Source organism: Azorhizobium sp. AG788 (assembly GCF_943371865.1).
Taxonomy (GTDB): Bacteria; Pseudomonadota; Alphaproteobacteria; order Rhizobiales; family Xanthobacteraceae; genus Azorhizobium.
On record NZ_CALRWL010000024.1, the window covers coordinates 1 to 23500 of the forward strand.

Annotated in this window: 25 protein-coding genes; 8 read left to right on the forward strand and 17 right to left on the reverse strand. The window is 68.4% G+C overall.

Going from position 1 to position 23500, the window contains the following annotated elements; genetic code table 11:
• Positions 1-68 precede the first annotated feature (68 nt).
• Both AAG816_RS14890 and AAG816_RS14895 read right to left on the reverse strand, forming a co-directional pair.
• Complete coding sequence (locus AAG816_RS14890) at positions 69-1247, reverse strand: site-specific DNA-methyltransferase (protein WP_341990440.1); 1179 nt, start codon at positions 1245-1247, stop codon at positions 69-71.
• 119 nt (positions 1248-1366) lie between these two features.
• The gene (locus AAG816_RS14895; protein ID WP_341990441.1) at positions 1367-1780 is read right to left on the reverse strand and encodes a 4-oxalocrotonate tautomerase family protein; all 414 of its coding nucleotides are present in this window, start codon (positions 1778-1780) and stop codon (positions 1367-1369) included.
• 94 nt (positions 1781-1874) lie between these two features.
• Between AAG816_RS14895 and AAG816_RS14900 the strand changes: the two genes are divergently transcribed.
• Entirely contained in the window at positions 1875-2753 is an 879-nt protein-coding gene (locus AAG816_RS14900; RefSeq protein WP_341990442.1) for a LysR substrate-binding domain-containing protein, read from the forward strand.
• Positions 2754-2843: 90 nt separating this feature from the next.
• Here AAG816_RS14900 and AAG816_RS14905 read toward each other — a convergent pair whose 3' ends face one another.
• The 7 genes from AAG816_RS14905 to AAG816_RS14935 all read right to left on the reverse strand — a co-directional run bounded on the left by AAG816_RS14905 (position 2844) and on the right by AAG816_RS14935 (position 11761).
• The gene (locus AAG816_RS14905) at positions 2844-3977 is read right to left on the reverse strand and encodes an ISAs1 family transposase (RefSeq protein WP_341990443.1); all 1134 of its coding nucleotides are present in this window, start codon (positions 3975-3977) and stop codon (positions 2844-2846) included.
• A gap of 238 nt (positions 3978-4215) precedes the next feature.
• Complete coding sequence (locus AAG816_RS14910; RefSeq protein WP_341990444.1) at positions 4216-5040, reverse strand: DUF2076 domain-containing protein; 825 nt, start codon at positions 5038-5040, stop codon at positions 4216-4218.
• A gap of 165 nt (positions 5041-5205) precedes the next feature.
• Positions 5206-6810 carry a malate synthase A gene (aceB, locus tag AAG816_RS14915; RefSeq protein ID WP_341990445.1) on the reverse strand — a complete coding sequence of 535 codons (1605 nt, stop codon included), beginning with the start codon at positions 6808-6810 and terminating at the stop codon, positions 5206-5208.
• Positions 6811-6863: 53 nt separating this feature from the next.
• On the reverse strand, positions 6864-7517 hold the full coding sequence (thiE, locus tag AAG816_RS14920; RefSeq protein WP_341990446.1) for a thiamine phosphate synthase: 654 nt from the start codon (positions 7515-7517) through the stop codon (positions 6864-6866).
• Positions 7518-7647: 130 nt separating this feature from the next.
• Positions 7648-8973 (reverse strand): glycolate oxidase subunit GlcF, encoded by a 1326-nt coding sequence (glcF, locus tag AAG816_RS14925; protein ID WP_341990447.1) that lies wholly within the window; start codon positions 8971-8973, stop codon positions 7648-7650.
• A gap of 68 nt (positions 8974-9041) precedes the next feature.
• Positions 9042-10253 carry a glycolate oxidase subunit GlcE gene (gene glcE, locus AAG816_RS14930; RefSeq protein WP_341990448.1) on the reverse strand — a complete coding sequence of 404 codons (1212 nt, stop codon included), beginning with the start codon at positions 10251-10253 and terminating at the stop codon, positions 9042-9044.
• 14 nt (positions 10254-10267) lie between these two features.
• Positions 10268-11761 carry an FAD-linked oxidase C-terminal domain-containing protein gene (locus AAG816_RS14935; protein ID WP_341990449.1) on the reverse strand — a complete coding sequence of 498 codons (1494 nt, stop codon included), beginning with the start codon at positions 11759-11761 and terminating at the stop codon, positions 10268-10270.
• Positions 11762-11926: 165 nt separating this feature from the next.
• Between AAG816_RS14935 and AAG816_RS14940 the strand changes: the two genes are divergently transcribed.
• From AAG816_RS14940 to AAG816_RS14950, 3 genes are all read left to right on the forward strand, one after another.
• The gene (locus AAG816_RS14940) at positions 11927-12862 is read left to right on the forward strand and encodes a LysR family transcriptional regulator (protein WP_341990504.1); all 936 of its coding nucleotides are present in this window, start codon (positions 11927-11929) and stop codon (positions 12860-12862) included.
• Positions 12863-12940: 78 nt separating this feature from the next.
• Complete coding sequence (locus AAG816_RS14945) at positions 12941-13651, forward strand: AzlC family ABC transporter permease (protein ID WP_341990450.1); 711 nt, start codon at positions 12941-12943, stop codon at positions 13649-13651.
• The gene (locus AAG816_RS14950; protein WP_341990451.1) at positions 13644-13955 is read left to right on the forward strand and encodes an AzlD domain-containing protein; all 312 of its coding nucleotides are present in this window, start codon (positions 13644-13646) and stop codon (positions 13953-13955) included. Before AAG816_RS14945 ends, AAG816_RS14950 begins: the two co-directional genes overlap by 8 nt.
• Positions 13956-13976: 21 nt before the next feature.
• On the opposite strand, the gene AAG816_RS14955 is transcribed toward AAG816_RS14950, so the two are convergent.
• The 6 genes from AAG816_RS14955 to AAG816_RS14980 form a co-directional block, all read right to left on the reverse strand.
• Positions 13977-14699: a thioesterase domain-containing protein gene (locus AAG816_RS14955; RefSeq protein WP_341990452.1), complete on the reverse strand. Its 723-nt coding sequence runs from the start codon at positions 14697-14699 to the stop codon at positions 13977-13979.
• A 161-nt stretch (positions 14700-14860) separates the two neighbouring features.
• The gene (locus AAG816_RS14960; RefSeq protein WP_341990453.1) at positions 14861-15511 is read right to left on the reverse strand and encodes a hypothetical protein; all 651 of its coding nucleotides are present in this window, start codon (positions 15509-15511) and stop codon (positions 14861-14863) included.
• Positions 15508-16206, reverse strand: a complete 699-nt coding sequence (locus AAG816_RS14965; RefSeq protein ID WP_341990454.1) for an LUD domain-containing protein — start codon at positions 16204-16206, stop codon at positions 15508-15510. The genes AAG816_RS14960 and AAG816_RS14965 overlap by 4 nt, the downstream gene beginning before the upstream one ends.
• Before the next feature lie 101 nt (positions 16207-16307).
• Complete coding sequence (locus tag AAG816_RS14970) at positions 16308-17735, reverse strand: LutB/LldF family L-lactate oxidation iron-sulfur protein (RefSeq protein WP_341990455.1); 1428 nt, start codon at positions 17733-17735, stop codon at positions 16308-16310.
• Complete coding sequence (locus tag AAG816_RS14975) at positions 17732-18520, reverse strand: (Fe-S)-binding protein (protein ID WP_341990505.1); 789 nt, start codon at positions 18518-18520, stop codon at positions 17732-17734. Before AAG816_RS14975 ends, AAG816_RS14970 begins: the two co-directional genes overlap by 4 nt.
• Before the next feature lie 285 nt (positions 18521-18805).
• Positions 18806-19360 (reverse strand): L,D-transpeptidase family protein, encoded by a 555-nt coding sequence (locus tag AAG816_RS14980; protein ID WP_341990456.1) that lies wholly within the window; start codon positions 19358-19360, stop codon positions 18806-18808.
• 128 nt (positions 19361-19488) lie between these two features.
• Here AAG816_RS14980 and AAG816_RS14985 point away from each other — a divergent pair, with 128 nt between their 5' ends.
• Positions 19489-20175, forward strand: coding sequence for a response regulator transcription factor (locus AAG816_RS14985; protein ID WP_341990457.1), 687 nt, complete (start codon positions 19489-19491; stop codon positions 20173-20175).
• A 28-nt stretch (positions 20176-20203) separates the two neighbouring features.
• Positions 20204-20683, forward strand: a complete 480-nt coding sequence (locus AAG816_RS14990; protein WP_341990458.1) for a cyclic nucleotide-binding domain-containing protein — start codon at positions 20204-20206, stop codon at positions 20681-20683.
• A 45-nt stretch (positions 20684-20728) separates the two neighbouring features.
• Here AAG816_RS14990 and AAG816_RS14995 read toward each other — a convergent pair whose 3' ends face one another.
• Positions 20729-21241, reverse strand: coding sequence for a helix-turn-helix domain-containing protein (locus AAG816_RS14995; RefSeq protein ID WP_341990459.1), 513 nt, complete (start codon positions 21239-21241; stop codon positions 20729-20731).
• 95 nt (positions 21242-21336) lie between these two features.
• Between AAG816_RS14995 and AAG816_RS15000 the strand changes: the two genes are divergently transcribed.
• The gene (locus AAG816_RS15000) at positions 21337-21996 is read left to right on the forward strand and encodes a glutathione S-transferase family protein (protein WP_341990460.1); all 660 of its coding nucleotides are present in this window, start codon (positions 21337-21339) and stop codon (positions 21994-21996) included.
• Between the two features lie 171 nt (positions 21997-22167).
• Positions 22168-22599, forward strand: a complete 432-nt coding sequence (locus AAG816_RS15005; protein ID WP_341990461.1) for a DUF2267 domain-containing protein — start codon at positions 22168-22170, stop codon at positions 22597-22599.
• 12 nt (positions 22600-22611) lie between these two features.
• On the opposite strand, the gene AAG816_RS15010 is transcribed toward AAG816_RS15005, so the two are convergent.
• Positions 22612-23436, reverse strand: coding sequence for an exodeoxyribonuclease III (locus tag AAG816_RS15010; RefSeq protein WP_341990462.1), 825 nt, complete (start codon positions 23434-23436; stop codon positions 22612-22614).
• Positions 23437-23500 lie beyond the last annotated feature (64 nt).

A 23500-nucleotide genomic window follows, 5' to 3' on the forward strand; every position in this document is an offset into this window, starting at 1 on the left:
CGGACTTGGAGGTCCGCGCGCCGCCCGTCTGTGTTTCAGACCTGTATTTCAGACTGGGAAAACCCCGCTCACTCTTCCGAGCGAATACCCATTTCGGCGCGCAGGCGGGCGCGCAGCGTGTCGATGGGATGGCGGCGGCCTTCCTGCTCCACATGCCAGAAGGTCCAGCCGTTGCAGGCCGCAGCGCCCTGCGCCAGCGCCCCCATGCGGTGGATCGAGCCCACCGAGGTGGTGGCCTCATTGACCAAGGCGATGGTGCCGTCTGCCCGCACCACGGCCCGGACATTGCCCTTGGCGTCGGTGAGTTCGACGCCCGGCGTCACCAGGCCGCTATCCACCAGAGCCGAGAACGCCACGCGCGGGGCTTCCCGCGCGCTCGGCGGGGCGGCAAGGGCGGCTTCCGGCAACGGCTCGATGGCGTCGATGCGGGCACGGGCGGCTTCCGCATAGCCCTCGTCGCGCTCGATGCCCACATAATGGCGGCGCAGGCGCTTGGCCACCGCCGCGCTGGTGCCCGAGCCCAGGAACGGGTCCAGCACCAGATCGCCCGGTTTGGAGGCGGACATCAGCACCCGCGCCAGCAGCGATTCCGGCTTCTGGGTGGGATGGACCTTGCGGCCATTGGCATCCTTCAGGCGCTCGCCGCCGGTGCAGATGGGCAGCAGCCAGTCGGAGCGCACCTGCACATCCTCATTGCCGCCCTTGAGCGCTTCGTAATTGAACACATAGCCCTTGGCGCCGGGATCGCGCGCCGCCCAGATCAGGGTCTCATGGGCATTTGTGAAGCGCCGGCCGCGGAAATTGGGCATGGGGTTGGCCTTGCGCCACACCACGTCGTTGAGGATCCAGAACCCCAGATCCTGCATGATGGCGCCGACCCGGAAGATGTTGTGATAGGAGCCGATCACCCAGATGGTGGCGTCCGGCTTCATCACCCGTTTCACCGCCAGCAGCCAGGCGCGGGTGAAGGTGTCATAGGCCTCGAAGCTGGCGAACTGGTCCCAGGCATCGTCCACCGCATCCACGCGGCTTTCGTCCGGGCGCTTCAGTTCGCCCTGAAGCTGAAGATTGTAGGGGGGATCGGCGAACACAATATCCACCGAGCGGGGCGGAAGCTTCGCCAGTTCGGCGATGCAGTCCCCCACCAGGATCTGGTCACGGACCACCTCGCGGATAGCCTCGGCCCCGAAGGTCTCGCCAGAAAGGCGGGGCGCCCGTCGGGGCGCCCCCTTACGCACCACACTCATGAGACGCAACCTATACGCAACGCTTACTATGACCATCACCATAGACAGCGCAGGTAAAAGGGGCGTTAGCGAAATGGCGATTTGAGAATTTTATTCGTTTACGTTGCGTTCATCTTTATTTACGCAACTTTCATCTTTGCTTCCACGTAACGCGCCTCTTGCGTGCGGCCGCCGTAGCCATAGGCATCGGCTTTCACTTCCCGCACCAGCACGTAGCTTTCCGCAGCGACCGGCCCCAGCAGGTCGCCCATGGCCGCGAACACCGCCCGCACATAGGCCGCCTTCTCATCCTTGGTGTTGGTGCTCTCGGTGACGACGATATCCAGCCAGAAGCTGGACTGCTGCGCATCGGCAAGGCTCGTCCCGCCCACGAACCATTGGCTCGCCGGCACCAGGTCGATGGCCACTGCGGTCAGGGCCGGATCCTTGCCGAGGATGGCGTGGGTGAGGCGGGAGAGGGTGGCCGCCACCTTGCCGATGACGGCGGGGGTCAGGGCGGGCGACTGGGACAGCTTCACATTGAGAATGGGCATGGCGGCCTCCGGTTTCGATGGCGAGACCCTATGCCTCCTCATTTCATGAGAAAAATTGATTGATATTGATCGACGATTTTGCGAACCTCATACAATGAGCCTTCGCAATCTCGACCTGGATCTGTTGCGCAGCTTCGCCGCCGTGGCGGAGCTGGGCACGGTGTCGGCCGCCGCCCAAAGGGTGGGCCGCACCCAATCGGCCATCAGCCTGCAGATGGATCGCCTGTCCGAACAGCTCGGCTTCGCGGTGATCGAGCGCAAGGGGCGCGGGGTGGTGGTGACCGCCCGCGGCGCCGGCTTCCTGGACGATGCCCGCCGCCTCTTGGATCTCAACGACCGGGTGCTGGGCCAGCATGTGCATGGCGCCTTCTCACAGCCCTTGCGCCTGGGCTTCGTGCAGGATGTGGGCGAGCTGACCTTGCAGCGCATCCTGGCCCGCCTGGCCAGCGCCTTTCCCGGCGCGCCCATCACCGTGCGGGTGTGCACCACCGCCACCATGATCGAGAAATTGCGCGGCGGCGAACTGGATCTGGCCGCCGGCTATCGGGTGGAGAGCGACCTGCCCGCCCGCGTCATCCTGCGCGAGCAGATGTGCTGGATCGGCGCCCGGCATCTGCGCCTGGACCCGGACGAGCCGGTGCCGCTGCTGCTGTTCGAGAGCCCCTGCATCTTCCGCAGCGCCGCCATTTCCGCGCTCACCGCGGCGGGGCGCGCCTTCCGCATCGCCCTCACCAGCCCCAGCCTGCCGGGCGTGATGGCGGCGGTGGGCGCCGGCCTCGGCATCACCGTGCGCTCCGCCCGCGCGCTGCGCTCGGACCTGATGATGGTGAGCGACCTGGGCACCCCGCCCTTGCCGCATTTCGAATTCGCGCTCTACGGCCGCAGCGAAACCCGCCCTCCGGCGCTGGCCGAGGTGGAACAGGTGATCGCCGAGGAACTGCGCCGCGAGCGGCCCTTGTTCGCGGTGGCGTGAATGCGCCCGTGTGGGTGGGGGAACGGTGCCTGAGCGGCCACCGGGCGCCGGCCGTTTCACCCCCCTCCCTGCCCTCCCCCGCAAGCAGGGCTATCGCATATGGGCGAGGGCTCGGATGAGGTAGTCGTCTTCCCATGCGCAGCGCTTGAAGCGCCTTCGGATGGGGGTCTTTGGGTCGTCGATCCGGTTGGCGATGTTGAGGGCCCAGCGATTGACGATGGCGAGATTGGCCGGAGCATGGTCGCGGCGGGATCTCAGCGTGTCCTCGCCCATGATCACGTCGAGCATCCAGTGCAGGTTGTTCTCGATCGACCAATGGGCGCGCACGACGGTCAGTGCGCGCTCGGGGCTCATGAGCGTGGACAGGAGGTAGAGCCGGCGCTTGGGTGCGGCCGCGCCGCGCTGGCCGGTGATCTCGGCGACGGCGGCCACGCCGGGAAAGCCGACATCGCGGCCCAACCCCGTCGCCGGCACCACCCGCGCCCGGCGTCGTTCCGGCCGGCCGTGCGCGGCCTCGGTCGTCTCGGCCCATGGCGCCTGTTCGTCTGCGGCCAGATGGGCGCGGGCCTGGCGCAGCAGCTTGGACTGGTTGCCCTTCAGGCAAAGGGCATAGTCGCCGCCGCGCTCCAGCACCGCCGCAGCCATGCGCTTGTGGCAGTGGAGCGCGTCGGCGCTCACCACATGGCCGGACAGATCCAGGCAGGCGACGACGGCGAGCGCGGCCTCCACTTCGTTCTCGCCTGCACCGGGCATTGCCGCCGCCAGCGCCAGCCGTGCCCCGCTGGCCCAGGCCGTCACCATCAGTGGCGGGCTGGTCGCCAGCCCGGCCTCATAGGCGCGCCGCAACGCCTTGCCGTCGATCGCCACCACACCCTCGAGATCGGCCGCGAACGCCGCCGCGAAGCGCGCGAACACGGTCTGGAACGCGGTCGGATCGAGCAGCCGCAGGACGCGGCTGAAGGTGTCGTGGCTCGGCGGATCATAGGCGCCGAGGAGTTGCACCATCACCGTGTGCTTGGATCGGGCGAACTGGGCGAAGTCGACGCAGGTTTCGCCGCCGCACAGCGCCGATGCCACCGCCAGAACCAGGATATCCGCCAGACGATGACGCGCATTACCGGCACGCGGATCGGGGATGTCGTCGAAGATCGAGATCAAACAGGACATCGGCGGCGCCTCCTCTACGCCGCCCACCAATCGAATCCGTTTCGCCAAAATCGACAACTGCCAAATGCGATTCCCCTGCCGCAAGGGGGGAGGGTTCCCCGCGCCTCAATGGCGCCGGTTGGCCAGGAACGTCGGTTGGGGGCTAGGATCTGCTCCAAACAAAGCCCCGGGCAACCATCCCCCTCCCCCGCAAGGGGGGGAGAGGTCAGCACCGGCTGGAGAGACGGCCGTTCCAGTGGGCAACCGCCCATGCGGGGGGCGCCCGAAGGCCGTCTCACCGCCCGCTCAGACCCGATCAGGTCCAGCTGGAATCGTCGCCGCCGTCGCCGCCCCAGTCGCCGCCGTCATCCAGGCTGGCGGTGTCGTAATTGGCGTCGGAGCCGCCGGTGTCGGTCACGCTAGGGTCGGCCGCTGTCCAAGGCGCAGCCGCGTCGGCTACGCTCTGGGTGGCCCCGCCCAGCGCATCCTGGGCCTGGCCGGCAAGATCACCCACCGCGGCCGCCGGGGCTTCCAAAGCGGTCGCCGCCTGCTGGGCGATGGCGCCGGTGCCGCCGGCCATCAGGCCCTTGATGCCTTCGAACAGCAGCGCGCCGCCTGCCACACCGGCCGCCGTGGTCAAGGCGCCGCTCAGGAAGCCGCCGCCACCGCCGCCACCGCCGAACATGCCGCCGCGCTGGGGCATCGGCTGCTGGCCATAGCCCTGCGGACCGGAGTTCTGCTGGCCCCAGGGGTTGTTGGGCTGCTGCTGGCCATAGCCGGAGGCCTGCTGATTATAGCCCTGCGGCAGGCCCATGGGGCCGCCGGCCGGGCGCGCGCCGGCGGTGGGCACCGAGGTGGAGCGTCCGCCGCCGAGCAGATTGCCCAGGAAGCTGCCGGCGCTCGGGGCGGGCGCCGCCGCAGCGGCCTTGGCCTGCGCTTCCAGTTCCTCGATGCGGGCGGCCGCCTGCTGGAGCGCATGCTCCTGCACCAGGACGGTCTGGGACAAGGTGTAGACCGCGTGCGGGGCATCGCTGAGCCGGCGTGCGATCAGTGCCTCGGCTTCCGCGTCGCGCGGCTGGCCTTCCACGCCGCGCATGCGGTCGAACAGGCCATCAATGAGGGCACGTTCCTCGGGAGTCATCTTGCGTCTCCGGTCCAGGGTCAGGGGCACCCTCCGTTAGGGAAGGTTGCACCACGGTACGGCCGGCATATGCGCATGACGAGGCGGCACGATAAGGGCGCGCCGCATGAATTTTTCGTAACAGGTACCCCCGGACGGCGCCACCGCCGTCCGGGGGAGCCGGGATCAGGCCACCAGCTTGTAGGCCGGATTGGTGAGGAATTCCTCGAAGCTGCTGGCCAGCGTCATGTCCGAGAACAGCTTGATGGCTTCGGGGAAACGGCCCTTGTCATAGACGGCCGGGGTGAGGACCTCGCGCAGCTTGGCCATTTCGTCCTCCAGCAAGCTGGTGAACAGCGCGCCGGTGACGGTGCGGCCGTCGTCCAGCTTGGCTTGCAGATGGATCCACTGCCAGATCTGCGCGCGGCTGATCTCGGCGGTGGCCGCATCCTCCATGAGGTTGTACAGCGGCACCGCGCCGCGGCCGCGCAGCCACGCCTCGATATATTGCACGCCGACGCGGATGTTCTCGCGCAGGCCCGCTTCGGTGCGGGCGCCCTCGTGCATCAGCAGCAGGTCGTCGCGGGTCACGTGGACGTCCGCGCGCAGCGTGCCCAGCTGGTTGGCGGCGGGCATCAGGCGATTGAACACCTCCATGGCCACCGGCACCAGATCCGGATGGGCGACCCAGGTGCCGTCGCAGCCCGAAGCGGCCTCGCGCTCCTTGTCGGCGCGCACCTTGGCGAAGGCGGCGTCATTGGCGGCGGGGTCGTTCTTCACCGGGATCTGCGCGGCCATGCCGCCCATGGCGAAGGCCTGGCGGCGATGGCAGGTCTTCACCAGCAGCGCGCCATAGGACTTCAGGAATGCCTCGCTCATCACCATCCGGCCGCGGTCGGGGGTGAGGAAGCGGGCATTCTTGCCCAGGCGCTTGATGAAGGAAAAGATGTAGTCCCAGCGGCCGATATTGAGGCCGGCCATGTGGTCGCGCAGTTCGTAGAGGATCTCGTCCATCTCGAACACCGCCGGCAAGGTCTCGATCAGCACGGTGGCCTTGATCGACTTGGCCGGCAGGCCGAGGCGGGTTTCCGCCAGGGTGAACACGTCGTTCCACAGCCGGGCTTCCAGATGGCTCTCGGTCTTGGGAATGTAGAAATAGCAGCCCGAGCCCTGCGCCTGCGCCGCCTTGGCATTGTGGAAGGCATAGAGGCCGAAATCGAACAGCGCGCCCGAGACGACGGCGCCGTCCACGGTCATGTGGGCTTCCGGCAGATGCCAGCCGCGCGGGCGGATGATGAGCACGGCGGCATTGGCGCCGAGCTTGTAGTCCTTGCCGTTGGAGGCATCGTGGAAGTCGATCTGGCCGGCCCAGCGATCCTTCAGGTTCAGCTGGCCCTCGATCATGTTCGACCACAGCGGCGAGGAGGCATCCTCGAAATCGGCCATGAACACCTTGGCGCCGGAGTTCAGCGCATTGACGATCATCTTGCGGTCCACCGGGCCGGTGATCTCCACCCGGCGATCCTGCAGATCCGCCGGCAGCGGGGCGATGGTCCACTCCGCGTCGCGGATGGCCTTCGTCTCAGCTAAGAAGTCCGGCAGTTCGCCGGCATCGAAGCGGGCCTGACGCGCGGTGCGCTTGGCCAGCAGGTCCAGGCGGGTGGCGTCGAAGGTGCGGTGCAGTTCGGCCACGAAGGCCAGCGCCTCGGAGGTGAGCACCTCCTCATAGCGCGGGGCGAGCGCGCCGGTGATGGCAACGCCGGTAGGAAGGGTGAGCGCGGGGGTCGACATGATGTCGGTCTCCTCTGGAGGACAAAACGAGAGAGGCGAAAGCGGCAAAAGCGTCAGGCCGAGCGGCCTTCGGCGCGGGCGGCCTTGACCGCGGCCCGCAGGTGCGCGGCGGCCGACATGACGTCGGGGGCGGCGCAAAGGGCGGAGACGACGGCCACGCCATCGGCCCCGGCCCGGATCACGTCGGCGGCATCCTCCAGCGCGAGGCCGCCGATGCCCACCATGGGCAGGTGAATGTGGGCGCGCAGGAAGGCGAAGCCCTCCAGCCCGATGGCTGAGCCCGCATCGCTTTTGGTGCCGGTGGCCTTGATCGGGCCGCAGCCCACATAGTCCACCGGGGCGAGGTTGGAGGCGGTCAGTTCGTCCAGCGTGCCGATGGACAGGCCGATGATGGCCTGCGGGCCGAGAAGCGCGCGGGCGGCGGCGGGATCGAGGTCGTCCTGGCCCAGATGCACCCCCTGGGCGCCCACCGCGGCGGCCACATCCACCCGGTCATTGATGATGAGGGGAATGCCCTTGGGGGCCAGCACATCCAGCAGGGCGCGGGCCTGTTCCGCCAGCGCCCGGCCCTTGGCGTCGGGATCGCGCAGCTGCACCAGGGTGGCGCCCCCGGCCACCGCCTGTTCCACGGTCTCGATCAGGCCGCGCGCCTCGGTGAGGCGGGGATCGGTGACCAGATAGACGGAAAGATCGAACGGGTGGGGCATGTGTGATCCTGGCCTTGAAGGCGCGGGGCCATGATGGCATGGCGCAGATAGACGGGGCCGGCGCCCAAGGGAACGCCCGCGCCGGCCAATTGACTTTTGCCGGCCCGGCAACAATGCCGGACCGATTATTTCACGCCGCCGCGTGGAGCCCCGCCGCCGCCACCGGGCCGGGCACCGGGCCGCCAGTGGCCCAGTCCAGCAATTCCACCGTATGGACGATGGGCAGGTCCGTGCCGGAGCCGATCTGGGTCATGCAGCCGATATTGCCGGCGGCGATGATGCTGGGGGCCAGCTTCTCGATGTTCGCCACCTTGCGGTCGCGCAACTGCACCGCCAGCTCGCTCTGGAGCATGTTGTAGGTGCCGGCCGAGCCGCAGCAGATGTGGCTCTCGGAGGGTTCCGCCACCTCGAACCCCACCGTGCGCAGCAACTGTGCCGGCGGGCCCTTGACCTTCTGCCCGTGCTGCAGCGAGCAGGCGGCATGGTAGGCCACCTTGTGGCCCATGGGCCGCTCCGCCACGGGCAGGCCGAGGGTGGCCGCATATTCGGAAATGTCCTTGGCCAAGGCCGAGACCCGCCGCGCCTTCTCCGCATAGGCGGGGTCGAGGCGCAGCATATAGCCGTAGTCCTTGATGGTGGTGCCGCAGCCGGACACGGTGACCAGGATGGCATCCAGCCCCTGGCCCTCGATCTCGGCGGTCCAGGCATCCACATTGGCGCGGGCCTGGGCCAGCGCCTGCTCCTCGCGGCCCATATGGTGGACCAGGGAGCCGCAGCAGCCTTCCTTCTCCACCCGCACCACCTCCACCTGGAAGCGGTTGAGCAGGCGGATGGCGGCTTCGTCGATCTCCGGCCGCAGCACCGGCTGGGCGCAGCCGCCCAGCAGCGCCACGCGGGCACGCCGGGGGCCGGTGGCCGCATGGGTGCCGGGCATCTCGCTGGGGGCGCGTCCCTTGGGAAAGCCGGGCGCGAGGCGCAGCATGGCCGCCATGGGCCGCAGCGGCTTGATCAGATCCAGCACCGGCGCCAGCGGCTTGGCCAGCGCGGCCCCGGCGAGCGCAAAGCGGAAGCGGTCGCGATAGGGCAGGATGGCGGCGAGCAGGGCGCGGTTCAGGCGGTCGAAGAATGGCCGCTGGTAGGTCTGGTGGATATGGGCGCGGGCATGGTCCACCAGGTGCATGTAATGCACGCCGGAGGGGCAGGTGGTCATGCAGGACAGGCAGGACAGGCAGCGATCCACATGCTTGACCACCTCTTGCGTGGCGGGGCGGTCATTCTCCAGCATGTCCTTGATCAGATAGATCCGCCCACGCGGACTATCCAGCTCGTCGCCCAGCAGCACATAGGTGGGGCAGGTGGCGGTACAGAAGCCGCAATGCACGCAGGCGCGCAGGATCTTCTCGGATTCCGCCACATGCGGATCGGCCAGCTGGGCCAGGGAGAATGTGGTCTGCATGATGCTAGCGAACCTCCGCCGCGTGCGGCTCCGGAGCGGTCATGAAAAATCTCGGTTCACGGCCCATCTTACACCCCCGCATACATGCGGCCGGGGTTGAGCAGGCCGTTGGGGTCGAAGCTATGCTTCACCCGCGCGGTCAGAGCCCCGAGGGCGCTCTCCAAAGGCTGGAACACCGGGGTGCCGATGCGCTCGGCCAGAGTGCCGCGCACCAAGGTGGCGTGGCCGCCGAAGGGAGCCAGGGTGGCGCGCACCTGATCGCCCATGGCTGCTTCGCCGGGCAGCAGCAGCCAGATCAGCCCGCCGGCCCAGTCGCAGAAGGCTTCCGCGCCGAGATCGGCGGCGAGTTTGGCCGCCAGCAGTGGGCCGCCGGCGGGGGCGGTGGACAGGCGCCACACCGCGCGATCGCCGGTGCCGGCGAAGGGCTGCACATCGCGGATCGCCGCCCACAGGGCCAGTGACGGCTCGTCGTCGATCGCCTCCACCGCGCCGAACGGCATCAGCACGGAGATCAGCATGGCGCGGCGCGCCCGCACCGAGGGGGCCACCCCCTCCAGGCGCAGCACCACCACCGGGCCGTCCACGTCGAGCGCGGGAATGCGCGCGCCGATGCCGGCGGGCAAAAAGGCGGCGCCGGAAATCTCGCAGGAGGAGCCCATGGCCGCGCTCATGGCCCGGCCGGCGGTCTCCGGCGTCACGCCGGGCAGGATCACGGTTTCCTGGGTGGCGGGGCGCGGCAGCACCTTCAGGGTGACTTCGCTCAGCACCCCCAAGGTGCCGTAGGAGCCGGCCAGCAGCCGCGGCAGGTCGTAGCCGGTGACATTCTTCACCACCCGGCCGCCGGACTTGAACACCTCGCCCCGCCCCGACACCGCGCGGGCGCCCAGCGCATGGTCGCGGGCGGCGCCGTGGCTGATGCGGCGCGGGCCGGACAGATTGCAGGCGAACACCCCGCCGATGCTGCCGGCCCCCGGCGCACCGCCCAGCAGCGGGCCGTAATCCATGGGCTCGAACGCCAGCATCTGGCCGCGCTCGGCCAGCAGCGTTTCGATCTCCGCCATGGGCGTGCCGGCCTTGGCGGAGAGGATCAGTTCCTCCGGCTCATAGAGCATGACGCCGGAGAGGCCGGACACATCCAGGGTACGGTCGGTCTGGCTGGGCCGGCCGAGGCCGCGCTTGGAGCCGCGGCCGACGATGTCCAGGGTGGTGTTCTCCCTGAGCGCGGCGGTCACTGCCTCGGCAAGCGTGGCTTCGTCGGCAATGGTGATGATGTCGGACATGAGGAAGCCGGCGCTCAGAAGCGGGGAAGATCGGGAAACGGCACCTGGCCGCCGCTCACATGCATGCGGCCCATTTCGGCGCAGCGGTGCAGGGTGGGAAACACCTTGCCGGGATTGAGCAGGCCCTGGTCGTCAAAGGCGCATTTCAGCCGCTGCTGATGGGCTAGGTCCACCTCATTGAACATCACCGGCATCAGGTCGCGTTTTTCCACGCCGACCCCGTGCTCGCCGGTGAGCACGCCGCCCACCTCCACGCACAGGCGCAGGATGTCGGCGCCGAACGATTCGGCCGCGTCCATCTCACCCTTGTTGGCGTCATACAAAATGAGCGGGTGCAGATTGCCGTCGCCCGCATGGAAGACGTTGGCGCACTTCAGGCCATAGTGTTCGGAGAGTTCGCGCATGCGCGCCAGCACCTTGGGCAATTGCTTGCGCGGGATGGTGCCGTCCATGCACAGATAGTCCGGCGAGATGCGGCCCACCGCCGGGAAGGCGGCCTTGCGCCCGGCCCAGAAGCCGAGCCGCTCCTCCTCGCTGGTGGAGACCCGCAAGGTGGCGGCGTTGCAGGCCTGCGCGATGGCGGTGACTTCCTCCAGCAGATGCACGCATTCCGCCTCGGGGCCGTCCAGCTCGATGATCAGCAGGGCTTCCACATCCAGCGGATAGCCCACGTTCACGAATGCCTCGGCGGCGGCGATGGCGTCGCGGTCCATCATCTCGATGGCGGCGGGGATGATGCCGGCGGCGATGGTGCGGGCCACGCATTCGCCCGCATCCTCGGAGGTGGGAAAGCCCACCAGCACGGCGCGGGCGGTGTCCGGCTTCTTGAGCAGCCGCACGGTGACTTCGGTGACCACCCCCAGCAGCCCCTCCGAGCCGACGATGACGCTGAGCAGGTCCAGCGCGCCGGGGTCCAGATGCTTGCCGCCGAGGCGGATGATCTCCCCCGAGATCAGCACCAGTTCCACCCCCAGCACATTGTTGGTGGTGAGGCCGTATTTCAGGCAGTGCACGCCGCCGGAATTCTCGCCCACATTGCCGCCGATGGTGCAGGCGATCTGCGAGGAGGGGTCGGGGGCATAATAGAAATTCTCCTGCTCCACCGCCTTGGTGATGCCGAGATTGGTCACGCCCGGCTGCACCACGGCGCAGCGGTTGGGCAGATCGATATCCAGCACGCGGTTGAACTTGCCCATGCCCAGCAGCACGGCGTCGGAGAGCGGCAGCGCGCCCCCGGACAGCGACGTGCCGGCGCCGCGCGGCACCACGCGAATGCCGTTGTCATGGCAATAGCGCAGCACCTTGGCCACCTGGGCGGTGTCGGAGGGCAGCACCACCACCAAAGGCAGTTGCTTATAGGCGGTGAGCGCGTCCGATTCGTAGGGACGCATCTCATGTTCCTGGGCGATCACCCCTTCGCCGGGCACGATGGCGCGCAGCGCGGCGATGATCTCGTCCCGGCGGGCCAGCACCCCCGCATCCGCTTCCGGCAGCCTGAGGCCCGTCATGGCGGTTCGTCCCTAGAATGTTTCTCGTTGCGCGAACTATAATCGTTTCGATGCGAAAAGCTGTCGCTGATTGTTGCCGTAGCGGCTAAAATCAAATTCGCCATGGAAACAATCCGACGCGATCCAACCGCTCCCGCCCGCCGCTCCTCGCCCGAGGTGCGGCCGATGATCGGCAATCTGGGCGATCTGGAAATCTTCGCCCGCATCGTCACCACCGGCGGCCTCTCCGCCGCCGGGCGCGAACTGGGCCTCTCCCCGCCCGTGGTGTCCAAGCGGGTGCAGCGGCTGGAGGAGCGGCTCGGCACCCGGCTGTTCCAGCGCACCACCCGCAAGGTGACGCTGACCGAGGCCGGGCAAGGCTTTTACGACCGGGTGGTGGCCATCCTCGCCTCGGTGGAAGAGGCCGAGATGCAATTGGCCCGGCGCTCGTCGGAGGCGCGCGGGCTGCTGCGGGTGTCCGCGCCGACCTCGTTCGGGCGGCTGCACATCGCCCCCCATCTCGGCCCGCTGCTCAATGCCAATCCCGAGCTGATGGTGGATCTGGAACTCTCCGACGCCTTCGTGGATATCGTCGGCGACGGCTTCGACATCGCCGTGCGCATTGCCGACCTCACCGATTCCAGCCTGGTGGCCCGGCGCCTCGCCCCGGTGCACCGGGTGCTGTGCGCGACCCCGGCCTATCTGGCGCAGGCGGGCATTCCCCGCGCCTTCACGGATCTCGCCGACCATGTGCTGCTGGCCACCCACGGCCAGGACCCCTGGCGGCTGCAAGGCCCCGACGGGCCGGTGACGCAGCGCGTGCATTCCCCGCTGCGCACCAATTCCAACGAAGTGGTGCGCGAGGCGGTGCTGGCCGGGGTAGGCATCGCCTTGCGTTCCACCTGGGACGTGGGGCCGGAGCTGAGCAGCGGCGCGCTGCAAGTGGTGCTGCCGGCCTATCGCGCCTCGCACCGGGTGGGGGTGTTCGCGGTCTATCCCTCGCGGCGATTCCTGCCGCAGAAGGTGCGGGTGTTCATCGACCATCTCGCCGCCCTCTATGGCTCGGTGCCGCCCTGGGATGCCGGACTGGAACACCTGTTCGAGCCGCAGTCGCCCGGATAACAGGTGGCGGAGGTGAAATCGGGTTGGCGCCTGGGATCTCGTCCGGCATAAGCGGGGCACCTTCCCCGCATGGCTGTCATGACCGACCCCTCCCCTTCGCCCGTCCATATTTCCCGCGCCGGCATCCTCCATGGTGCCCGCGTCATGATCCCGCTGATGCCGGGGTTAGCGGTATTCGGCATGGCGTTTGGCGCCGCCGCCGCCCAGAAGGGCTTCACCGCTCTGGAAACGGCGCTGTCCAGCGGGCTGGTGTTCGCGGGCCTGGCGCAGATGGTGGCGCTGGAGGGGTGGTCGCAGACCTGGACCCCCGCCGGCCTGCTGGCGCTGGCGCTGCTCACCTTCACCATCAACATGCGCCATTTCCTGATGGCTGCCTCCATGCGGCCCTGGCTCGGCGAATTGCCCGGCTGGCAGGCCTATCCGTCCCTGTTCCTGCTGGCGGACAACAATTGGGCCGCCGCCATGCGCTATCGCGCCAAGGGCGGCAGCGATGCGGGCTTCTATATCGGCTCCGGCCTCATCACCTGGGTGTTCTGGGTGCTGTCCAGCGTGGCGGGGCAGGTGATCGGCGGCGGCATTCCCGATCCCAAGCGCTTCGCCATCGACCTGGTGGTGCCGGCCTTCTTCGTCGCCATGCTGGTGCCCAACTGGAAGGGCCGGCGCGAGGCGGTGGGCTGGGGCGTGGCGGCGGCGGTGTCGGTGACCGCGTCCTATCTGGTGCCCGGCTGGTGGTTCATCGTCATCGGCGCGGTGACCGGCGCCCTGGCGGGGGGATTTGCCGATGACTAGCCTGGTGGATCCTCAGACCCTGCTGGCCATCGGCGTGATGGCGGTCACAACGCTGTTCAACCGCACCGCCGGCTTCTTCCTGATGCGGCTGGTGCCGTTGACCCCGCGGGTGCGCAAGGTGCTCGATGCCTTGCCCGGCGCGGTGCTGGTGGCCATCGTCGCGCCCACCGCCGTGCATGGCGACAAGGCCATGGCGGCGGGGCTGGTCACCGCCTTCGTGGTGACCAAGCTCACCCGCAGCGATTTTCTCGCGGTTCTGGCGGCGGTGGCGGTGGCGGCGGGGCTGCGCGTCTTCACGCTCTGAGCCCGCCGCGTCCGCCGGGGGTCAGTTGGAGCCGGCGGGACGGGGCAGCGTGGCGCTCACGGTCTCGGCGGCGGGACGGGCCGGGGCGCTTCCGCTGACCACCGGCGCGCCGGTGGACGCGGACGGCGCGGCGGGATCGGTGACAACCGGTGCCGGCTTGGGGCGCGGCTTGGCGCGGCCCAGCGCCTGCACCATGGCGATCACGTCCCGATGCAGCGCGTCGGACTTCTCGATGTTGAAATGGTCGAGCCCCTGGGCGGCGGCGGCATCCTCATTGCGGTTCACCAGCACGCCGGAGAAGCCCGGCCCGGTGGTGAGGCGTTTACCGAAGCCGTTGTTGGACTGGTAGTAATTGACGAAGCGCCCGCCGGAGCGGCCCACCTGCGTCACCCCCACCGGATCGAAGGTCACCACCAGGCGGGGCGGCACGCCCAGCGCGGTCATGCGCTCGGCCATCTCCACCGCCGCATCCGCGCCCAGCGAATGACCCACGATCACCACCGGCGCCTTGCCATGGGCCTTGGACCACGCCACCGCATCCTGCGCCAGTTGCGGCCAAGCGCCATATTCATAGACGTTGGAGGCGATGCCCTTGGCCCGCATCTTATCCGACAGCGCATCCAGCCCGGTGGAGAAGACATTGGCGAGGCCGCGCATCAGATAGACCCGCGGGCCGGTCTGCGCCTGGGCGCTGCCCTGGAGCACCACCGGCAGCAGCAGCACCGCCAAAAGAAAAGGGACCAAACGCGAAAATACCAAGCGGGGCCGGAACGTCATGGAGTCACCGTCTATTGCTCAGCGTTTCTGACCACATTTGCAGCTATGAGCAACGCCCCGGACACGGTTCTGTCGCATTCCGCTCCTGCCAAGCCGGCACTTTTCCAGAGGTGCGTGGCGCGGGGGCATCACTCGCGGGCGGAAATCAGCGCCGCGCTGGGATGCCACAGCGGCGCATAGCCCGCCGCCAGCGCATTCAGCACCACCGGCGGGGTCAGCGCCGGCACCGTGTCGGTGGGCGCCGGGCCGCCGGACATAGCGTGCCAGCCGGAGAAGCTCCAGCGCAGCAGATGCCCGTCCTTCACCGCCACCGGACCGTCATCGCCCGCGAACACCGCGCCGCTCGGCAGATCCTTCAGCAGCTTGGGATGGCGGCGGCGACGGGTGCCCTGGAGGCGCTCCGCGTGCAGGCGGCGATCCATCTCGCCCGCGCCCGGCGGCAGCGTGCCCTCGGCCTTGGCCCAGGCGGCGGAAAAGGCGTCCGCCGCCACGCGCCGGCACTGGAAGCACGGCCGGTGGCCGGCGGCGAACGCCACCACCTCGTCGAGGAAGAACAGCTCCGTATAGCCCTCCCCCATCACCGCGCGGCGGCGATCGCGGAAGGTGAGCGCGCAGCAGATCCATTGCCGCGACACCCACGCCCGCCCGGTGAGGGTGCGGGTGTGCGGATCATGGATGCGTCCGCCGCGATTGCCCATCAGCAGGCCACGGGCGGGATGGGCGGCAATGTCGCCGAACGGATCGACGCGGTTGCGCAGCGGGCCGATGGCGCCGCTCATGTCAGATCCACCGCAGGCGCATCGCCCACCAGCAGGATGTGCAGGCTGCGCGGCCCGTGGGCGCCCAGCAGCAAGGTCTGCTCGATGTCGGCGGAGCGGGACGGGCCGGTGATCCAGTTCACCGTGCGCGGCAAGGTGCCGGGACCGTAGACCGCGCGGATGGAGGTCCACACATCCTCATAGGTGCCGGTGACATCGGCGGCATTCACCACCACCAGATGGTGATCGGGCAGGAGGTTCAGCGTCGAGGGATTGTCCGGCCCCGACAGCATCACCACTGTGCCGGATTCCGCAATGCCGGCGAAGGCATGGGACAGGCCGGCCAGTTGCCGCCCGTCGGAGGCGCCGATCCACACGTCGAGGGTCGGCTGGGTGTGCCAGGGCAGATTGGCCAGGCGCGCATCACCACCGCGCAGGATGGTCATGGGCAAATTGCGGTCGCGCAGATAGGCAGCCACCGCATCGGGCACCGCGGCGGCGTCGGGCAGATGGTCGAGGGTGGCGGCGGCCGCCTCCACCATGGCCTTGAACAGGTCGAGCCGCGCGGCGGGGGCCAGTTGCGCCCGCGCCGGAATCACGCCGCGCGGATGGCCGGCGATGCGGTCGGCCACGTCCTGCACGCGGGGGGCTTCCTTGCCGGTGGACCCCAGGGCCCGGCGGATGGAACCGAAGACGACATCACGGGAAGCAGTCACGGGCACTCAACTCCGACACGCAGAAGAAGACGGGCCATCGACCCGCACGCGTGCGCCGCCCTGAGGGCCGCGCTCAATTGGCCACACTCACTCGGCCGCGTTCACTTGCCCGCCTTGCGGGCGGCCCATTGGGCCTGGAAGGTGTCACCTTCCGGTACTGGAAAGTCCCGATGCTTGGTCCAGCCGCCAGCCAGCGGCAAGGACGAAAACCGCCCCTTGCTGCGTCCGGCCAGCTTCATCGCCGCCATGGCAAGGCGGGTGGCCGGCCGATACAGCCAGCCGCGCGTGGCCACGAATGCCCACAGCCCCAGGCCATAGCGCTGGGTCGCCGGGGTCAGATGCCGCTCGAATTCCTTCTCCCGCCAGTGCCGCATCAGCTTGGGCAGCGGAATGCGCACCGGGCACACCTCTTCGCACCGGCCGCAGAAGGTGGAGGCATTGGGCAGGTTGCGGCCCTTGTCGATGCCGATCAGCGAGGGGGTGAGCACCGCGCCCATGGGGCCGGGATAGACCCAGCCATACGCATGCCCGCCCACCGCATGATAGACTGGGCAATGGTTCATGCAGGCGCCGCAGCGGATGCAGCGGAGCATCTCGCGCAACTGCCCGGCCAGCATGGCGGAGCGGCCATTGTCCAGGATCACCACATGATAGTCGCCCGGCCCGTCCACGTCGTCGGCGCGGCGGGGGCCGGTGGAGAAGGTGGTGTAGACGCTCATCTCCTGCCCGGTGGCCGAGCGCGCCAGCACCCGCAGCAACTGGCTCACATCCTCCAGGGTCGGCACCAATTTCTCGATGGAGGCCAGCACGATGTGCGCCTTGGGCAAGGTCTGGGTGAGGTCGCCATTGCCCTCATTGGTGACGATGATCGAGGTGCCGGTCTCCGCCACCAGGAAATTGGCGCCGGTGATGCCCACGTCCGCCACCAGGAATTTCTGGCGCAGCTCTCCGCGCGCCTCGGCGAGCAGCGCGGTGGGCTCTGAGAGGTTGCGCTCGGGCGCCAGATGCGTGTGGACCCGGCGGAAATCCGCCTCCACCTGGGATTTGTTGAGATGGATGGCCGGGGCGATGATGTGGGACGGCCCCTCGCCGCGGATCTGGATCAGATATTCGCCCAGATCCGTCTCCACCGGCTCGATGCCGTTGGCTTCCAGATGGTCGTTGAGCGCGATCTCTTCCGAGATCATGCTCTTGCCCTTGGTGACGGTCTTGGCGCCCAGGTCCCGGCAGATGCGCAGCACGATGTCGCGCGCCTCCGCCGCATCCACGGCGAAATGCACATGGCCGCCGGCTTCCCGCGCCTTGGTCTCGAACCGCTCCAGATAGAGATCGAGATGGGCCAGCGTATGGTTCTTGATGTCCCGCGCGCTGTCGCGCAGGGCCTCGAACTCCGGCATTTTGGCCGCGGCGGCGGCGCGCTTGCCGATGAAGCCCGGCCCCACCTTGGCCAGCGCCTCCTGCAAAGGCGCATCGGCCATGGCCTTGCGGGCATTTTCCTTGAAGTCCGGCGAGGTGATGTGGACGCTCATGACCGGCTCCCCTCTCCGTTGCGTGGCGGCTGGCCGATGGCGGGCGTCTCGCCCACCCCCGCCAGCACTTCCGCCACATGGCGCACGTTCACCGCCCGGCCGTCCCGTTGCAGCTTGCCGGCCATGTTCATCAGGCAGCCGAGATCGCCGGCGAGCAACGTGTCGGCGCCGCTGGCCAGGATGTTGGCGGTCTTCTTCTCGACGATGGCGTTGGAGATGTCGGGATATTTCACGCAGAAGGTGCCGCCGAAGCCGCAGCACACGTCGCTGTCGGGCATTTCCGTCAGCGTCAGCCCCTCCACCGAGGCCAGCAGCTTGCGCGGCTGCGCCTGGATGCCCAGCTCCCGCAGGCCCGAGCAGCTGTCGTGATAGGTCACGGTGCCGTCGAAGGCGGCGGTCACATGGGTCACGCGGCGCACGTCGGTGAGAAAGGACACCAGCTCGAACACCTTGGCGCAGAAGCGGTCCACCCGCCCGGCCCAGTCCGGCTCGCCCACGAACAGTTCGGGATAGTGGCTCTTGATCATGCCGGCGCAGGAGCCGGACGGCACCACCACATAATCGAAGGTCTCGAAGGCGGCGATGGTCTGCTCGGCCAGGGCTCGGGTGGTGACCCGGTCGCCGGAATTGAAGGCCGGCTGGCCGCAGCAGGTCTGGCGCGGCACGTTCACCTCGCACCCGGCCTGCTCCAGCAGGCGCGCGGCGGCAAAGCCGACGCTGGGGCGCATGGTATCCACCAGGCAGGTGACGAAGAGCCCGACGGAAACGGGGCGCTGGTCTCTCATGGGCATCGGCGGGGTTTCATCCAAAGCGAGGGCGGGATCCTGGACGGACTCTTGCGGCACTCTTGAACGGCGGCGTCAGGCCGGACGGGGCAACGTCTCCCGGTCGAAGCCCCAGCCGGTTGTGTACAGGCGCCCCCTCCCAGGGCCGCCGAAAACGGTCTCCCATGCCGCACCAGCGGGCGCCCGGCGGCCGGCGCACCGCCTCTGCGCGTGAGGAGGCATTTATATCATTGGACTTTCTCCAAAGAAAAGCACGCCCCCTTCATGCCGCCTTCCCCAGCGGACTCACGAAATGATGATGCGCGCCCCCGGCCTCAGCCGGGTAAGCAGGCGACGCATGTCGGCGGGCGCCAGCGCGACGCATCCTTCCGTGGCCAGGTAACCGGGCCGCGCCTGATGGATGAAGATCGCCGAGCCCCGTCGCCGCACCCGGGGGCGGGTGTTGTGGTCAAGCACCAGCAGGAGGTCATACAGCCAATCATCCCGCCTCAGCCGCTCGTGGGAGGGCGCAAAGGGCAAGCTGTCCGGGGGCACCGTCACCGGGCAATTGTAGCGCCGGTCGTCCGGGTCGTCGCACCAGCCGTCATCGACGCCGATGGGGGCGGCGGGCAGCCGGGTGGCCGGGCGGGGCCTCAGGTCCCCCCGATACAGCACCCGCAGGATGCGCCAGACCCCCGCCGGGGTGCGCCCGTCGCCTTCGCGCTTGTCGAAGGCGACGCCGGAGCGCCCCAGCGCCACGGGAATGGCCAGCCCCCCCGCCGTCAGAACCCCGCGATGGCGGCTGCCCGGCAGGCGGCGGACCACCAGTTTCGCGATCCCCACAGGAAGTTGCGTCGTCATCACGTAATATAATACCCCTAGCGCTCAGTTTCACTGGGCAAATTTGCGCGAATCCCCGAGCGTGATGTACTTGCGCGATTCGCGTGCCCGCAAGCCCCGCAAGGGCGAACAGGGTAACGGAGGTTTGCATGGCGAATGCGTGGAAGATTCTGGTGGTCGAGGACGACCCCGAACTGCGCGAAGCGCTGATTGAGCAGCTCGCGCTCCAGGACGAGTTCGAGGCCATTCCGGCGGACTGCGCCCAGGCGGCCATGGATGCCGCCAAGAACGGCGCCGTGGATCTGGTGATCATGGACGTGGGCCTGCCCGACATGGACGGGCGCGATGCCGTGCGGCAGATGCGCAAGAACGGCTTCAAGGCCCCCATCATCATGCTGACCGGGCACGATACCGACTCGGACACCATCATGGGCCTGGAAGCGGGCGCCAATGACTATATCGTCAAGCCGTTCCGCTTCGCGGTGCTCCTCGCCCGCCTGCGCGCCCAGATGCGCAGCCACGAGGCCAGCGAGGACGCGGTGTTCGCCATCGGCCCGTACAGCTTCCGGCCCGGCGCCAAGATGCTGCTGACCGATCGCGGCTCCAAGATCCGCCTCACCGAGAAGGAAACGGCGATCCTGCGCTATCTCTACCGCGCCGGCAAAAGCCCGGTGGCGCGCGAGACCCTGCTGCAGGAAGTGTGGGGCTACAATTCCGGCGTGACCACCCACACGCTCGAAACCCACATCTACCGCCTGCGGCAGAAGATCGAGCCCGATCCCTCCAACCCCACCCTGCTGGCCACCCAGTCCGGGGGCTACAAGCTCGTCCCGTGACCCCACCCGCCATCCCCAGGAGCCGCGCGTGAGTCTCGACCAGGATGTCGTGCTGCTCCAGGGTGTGCCCACCTTCCGTGTGCTCTCCCCGGAGGCGCTGCGCATTCTGGCCATCAGCGCCGAGCAGCGCGCCGTGGCATCAGGCGAGGTGCTGTTCCGCATGGGGGACGCCGCCGACTGCGGCTATGTGGTGATGACCGGGCGGGTGGAGGTGTTTTCCGAGCGCGCCGGCAAGCGCCGCAATGCCTGCGAGGCCCTGCCCGGCGCCCTGATCGGCGAGATGGCGCTGATCCTGGACCGCCCCCGCCCCGCCACCGCGGTGGCGCTGGAGCCCGCCACCGTCATGCGCATTCCCCGCAGCACCTTCCTGCGGGTGCTGGAAGGCTTCCCCGAAGCGGCGGTGGACCTGCGGGCGGCCTTCGCCGAGCGGGTCAACGGCCTGCTCCGCTCCCTCGACACGGTGCGCGATCGCCTGGAAACCCCGATCCGGCCGGTGCGGCGGCGGTAGGGTACCGATCCGCTGCCGGTGGCGGCGCTTCCGTGTTGCTGGACCTCAGTCCCCTTGGGCTCCGTCCGCTGCACCTTTCGAGATCGCCGCCTCGTACGCGGCTTGAAGCTCGGCGAAGACGGAGCGCGCCGGGCGTGGCGCGCCCAGATGCAGGTGGCGGAGTTCGTCCATGAAGGCGCGCCACAGGTCTGGACCGCCGGCCTCCAGCAGTTCGGCCCGAACCGAGAGCGTTTCGCTCGCGGCAGTGTGCCGGCGCCCCCACGCCCCCATGTGGGCCAGCAGCGGCACCAATTGGATGGACGCTTCGGTGAGGGCGTAGATTCCTTTCTGGCGATGGCTCGGATCATCGCTGCGCGTCAGCAGTCCCGACTGGACCAACCGCTTGAGCCGGCTGGAGAGGATGTTGGACGCGATGCCCTCCTCGCTTTGGGACAAAAGTGCGCCATAGCTGCGCCGGTTGCCGAACATGAGGTCGCGGATGACGATCAGGCTCCACGGATCTCCCAGCTGTTCGAGCGTGAGATTGATGGGGCAGCCGGATCGTTGTGTCTGCGCCACTGAGGATCCTCATGGAGTCCGCTTGCGACATGCAAGCTGTTTGCATATGGTGAAACCACTTGCACTCTGCAAGTAGTTTAGGGACGGACGCATCCATGTCGCTGGCACTCTACGGCCACCCCTTCTCGTCCTATACGCAGAAGGCTCTGATCGCCCTCTATGAGAACGAGACACCCTTCGCGTTCCGCAGCATCGACCCGGAGTCTGCGGCGAACGTCGCGGAATGGCTGCGTCGCTGGCCGCTGCGCAAGTTTCCCCTGCTGGTCGACGGCGAACGGGACGTGGCGGAGACCAGCATCATCATCGAATACCTGCAGATCGTTTACCCCGGCCCCCGTCTTCTGCTGCCCACCGACCCGATGGCGGCGTTGGAGGTGCGCTTCCTCGATCGCTTCTTCGACTTGCATGTGATGGAGGCCATGCAGGTCGCGGTGGAAGCCAAGCTGGGGAAACTGCCGATCAAGAGCGACGAGGGCCTGGCCATCGCCACCGCGCGTCTTGAGCGCGCCTATGGCTGGCTCGAAACCCATCTTGCCGGCCGGAGTTGGGCGGCGGGCGAGCACTTCACCCTTGCGGACTGCGCCGCCGCGCCGTCCCTGTTCTATGCCGATTGGACCTACCAGATCCCCGGTGGCTACCCGCTTTTGCGCGCCTACCGCGCCCGGCTGCTGGCCCGCCCGTCCGTTGCCCGGGCCGTGGATGGCGGCCGTCCGTTCCGCAGCTACTTCCCCCTCGGGGCGCCGGATCGGGACTAACCAGGGCACACGGGACGTCGGCGGGCTTCGCCGATCCGGCACTGTGCGGACATTGCACGGTCCCCTTGCGCCTGAGACGACCGCCCCTGCCCTGCACCCGATCTTGGCAGGCACACATGGGATGCGCTATCGCAGGCGGCACCCGGCCATCAGACCCGCAGGCCCTCCGTCATGCCCATCCCCATGGCCATCCAGCACGCCACCGAGGACTTCGAGCGCTTCCTGGCCGATGCCCGCGACACCTCGGGCCTGACCACCCGCAACCAGACCTACACCATGGTGGACGGCGTGCTGCGCGCCTTCCGCGCCCGCCTCAATGTGCGGGACGCGATCCGCTTCGCCAATGTGCTGCCGCCGGTGCTGCGGGCGATCTTCGTCGCCGACTGGGACACGGACACCGCGCCGCTGGCGTTCGCGGATCGTACCGTCATGACCAAGGACGCCCAGGGCCTGCGCACCCACCACAATTTCGCGCCGGACACCTGCATTGCCGATGTCGCCCAGGCCCTGCGCCGAAACATGGATGCGGCCGCTCTGGACCAGGTGCTGGAGACCCTGCCGGAGGGCGCTCGCGCGTTCTGGCGCGTGCCCGAAGCCGCCTGACGGGCGCCGCCGTCAGATGTCGAACGTCACCGCCACCGGCACATGGTCGGAGGGCTTGTCCCACGAGCGGGCGTGCTTCAGCACGGTCATGGCGCTGGCCTTGGGGGCAAGGCCCTGGCTGGTCCACACATGGTCCAGCCGCCGGCCGCGATCATTCACGGTGTAATTGGGCGAGCGATAGCTCCACCAGGTGAACAGCTTGTCCGTGGGCGGCACGAAATTGCGCATCACGTCCACCCAGGGGCCGGCCGCCTGGAAGCGCTGCATCAGTTCCACCTCCACCGGCGTATGGCTGACCACGGACAGCAATTGCTTGTGGTTCCACACGTCGGCTTCCAGCGGCGCGATGTTGAGATCGCCCACCAGAATGGCGTGGCCCCCCGCCGGGCGACCGGCCTCGGTGAGGCGCTCCCAGGCGATGGCCTCCTCCAGGAAGGCGAGCTTGTGGGCGAACTTGGGGTTGATCTCCGGGTCCGGCTCGTCGCCGCCCGCCGGCACGTAGAAATTATGGATGGTCACCGGCGCACTGAGGCCCCCGCCCGCGCCCAGGGTCACCGCAATATGCCGGGCATCGCCCTTGGCACAGAATTCCTGTTTCTCGATGGACTCGAACGGCCGCTTGGAAAAGGTGGCCACCCCATGCCACCCCTTCTGGCCATTCAGCGCGATATGGGGAAAGCCCAGCTCGCGGATGGCGGCGAGGGGGAATTGGTCGTCCTGGCACTTGGTCTCCTGGAGACACAGGACGTCCGGCTTGAGTTCCTCCACCGCGGCCTTGACCAGATCGAGGCGGATGCGGACGGAATTGATGTTCCAGGTGCAGACGGTAAGGGACAAGGGGAACGTCCGGAGCGGGAGGAAGGAAGCCTGACCTAGCCGGTCCCGGCGCCGGAGGGCAAGG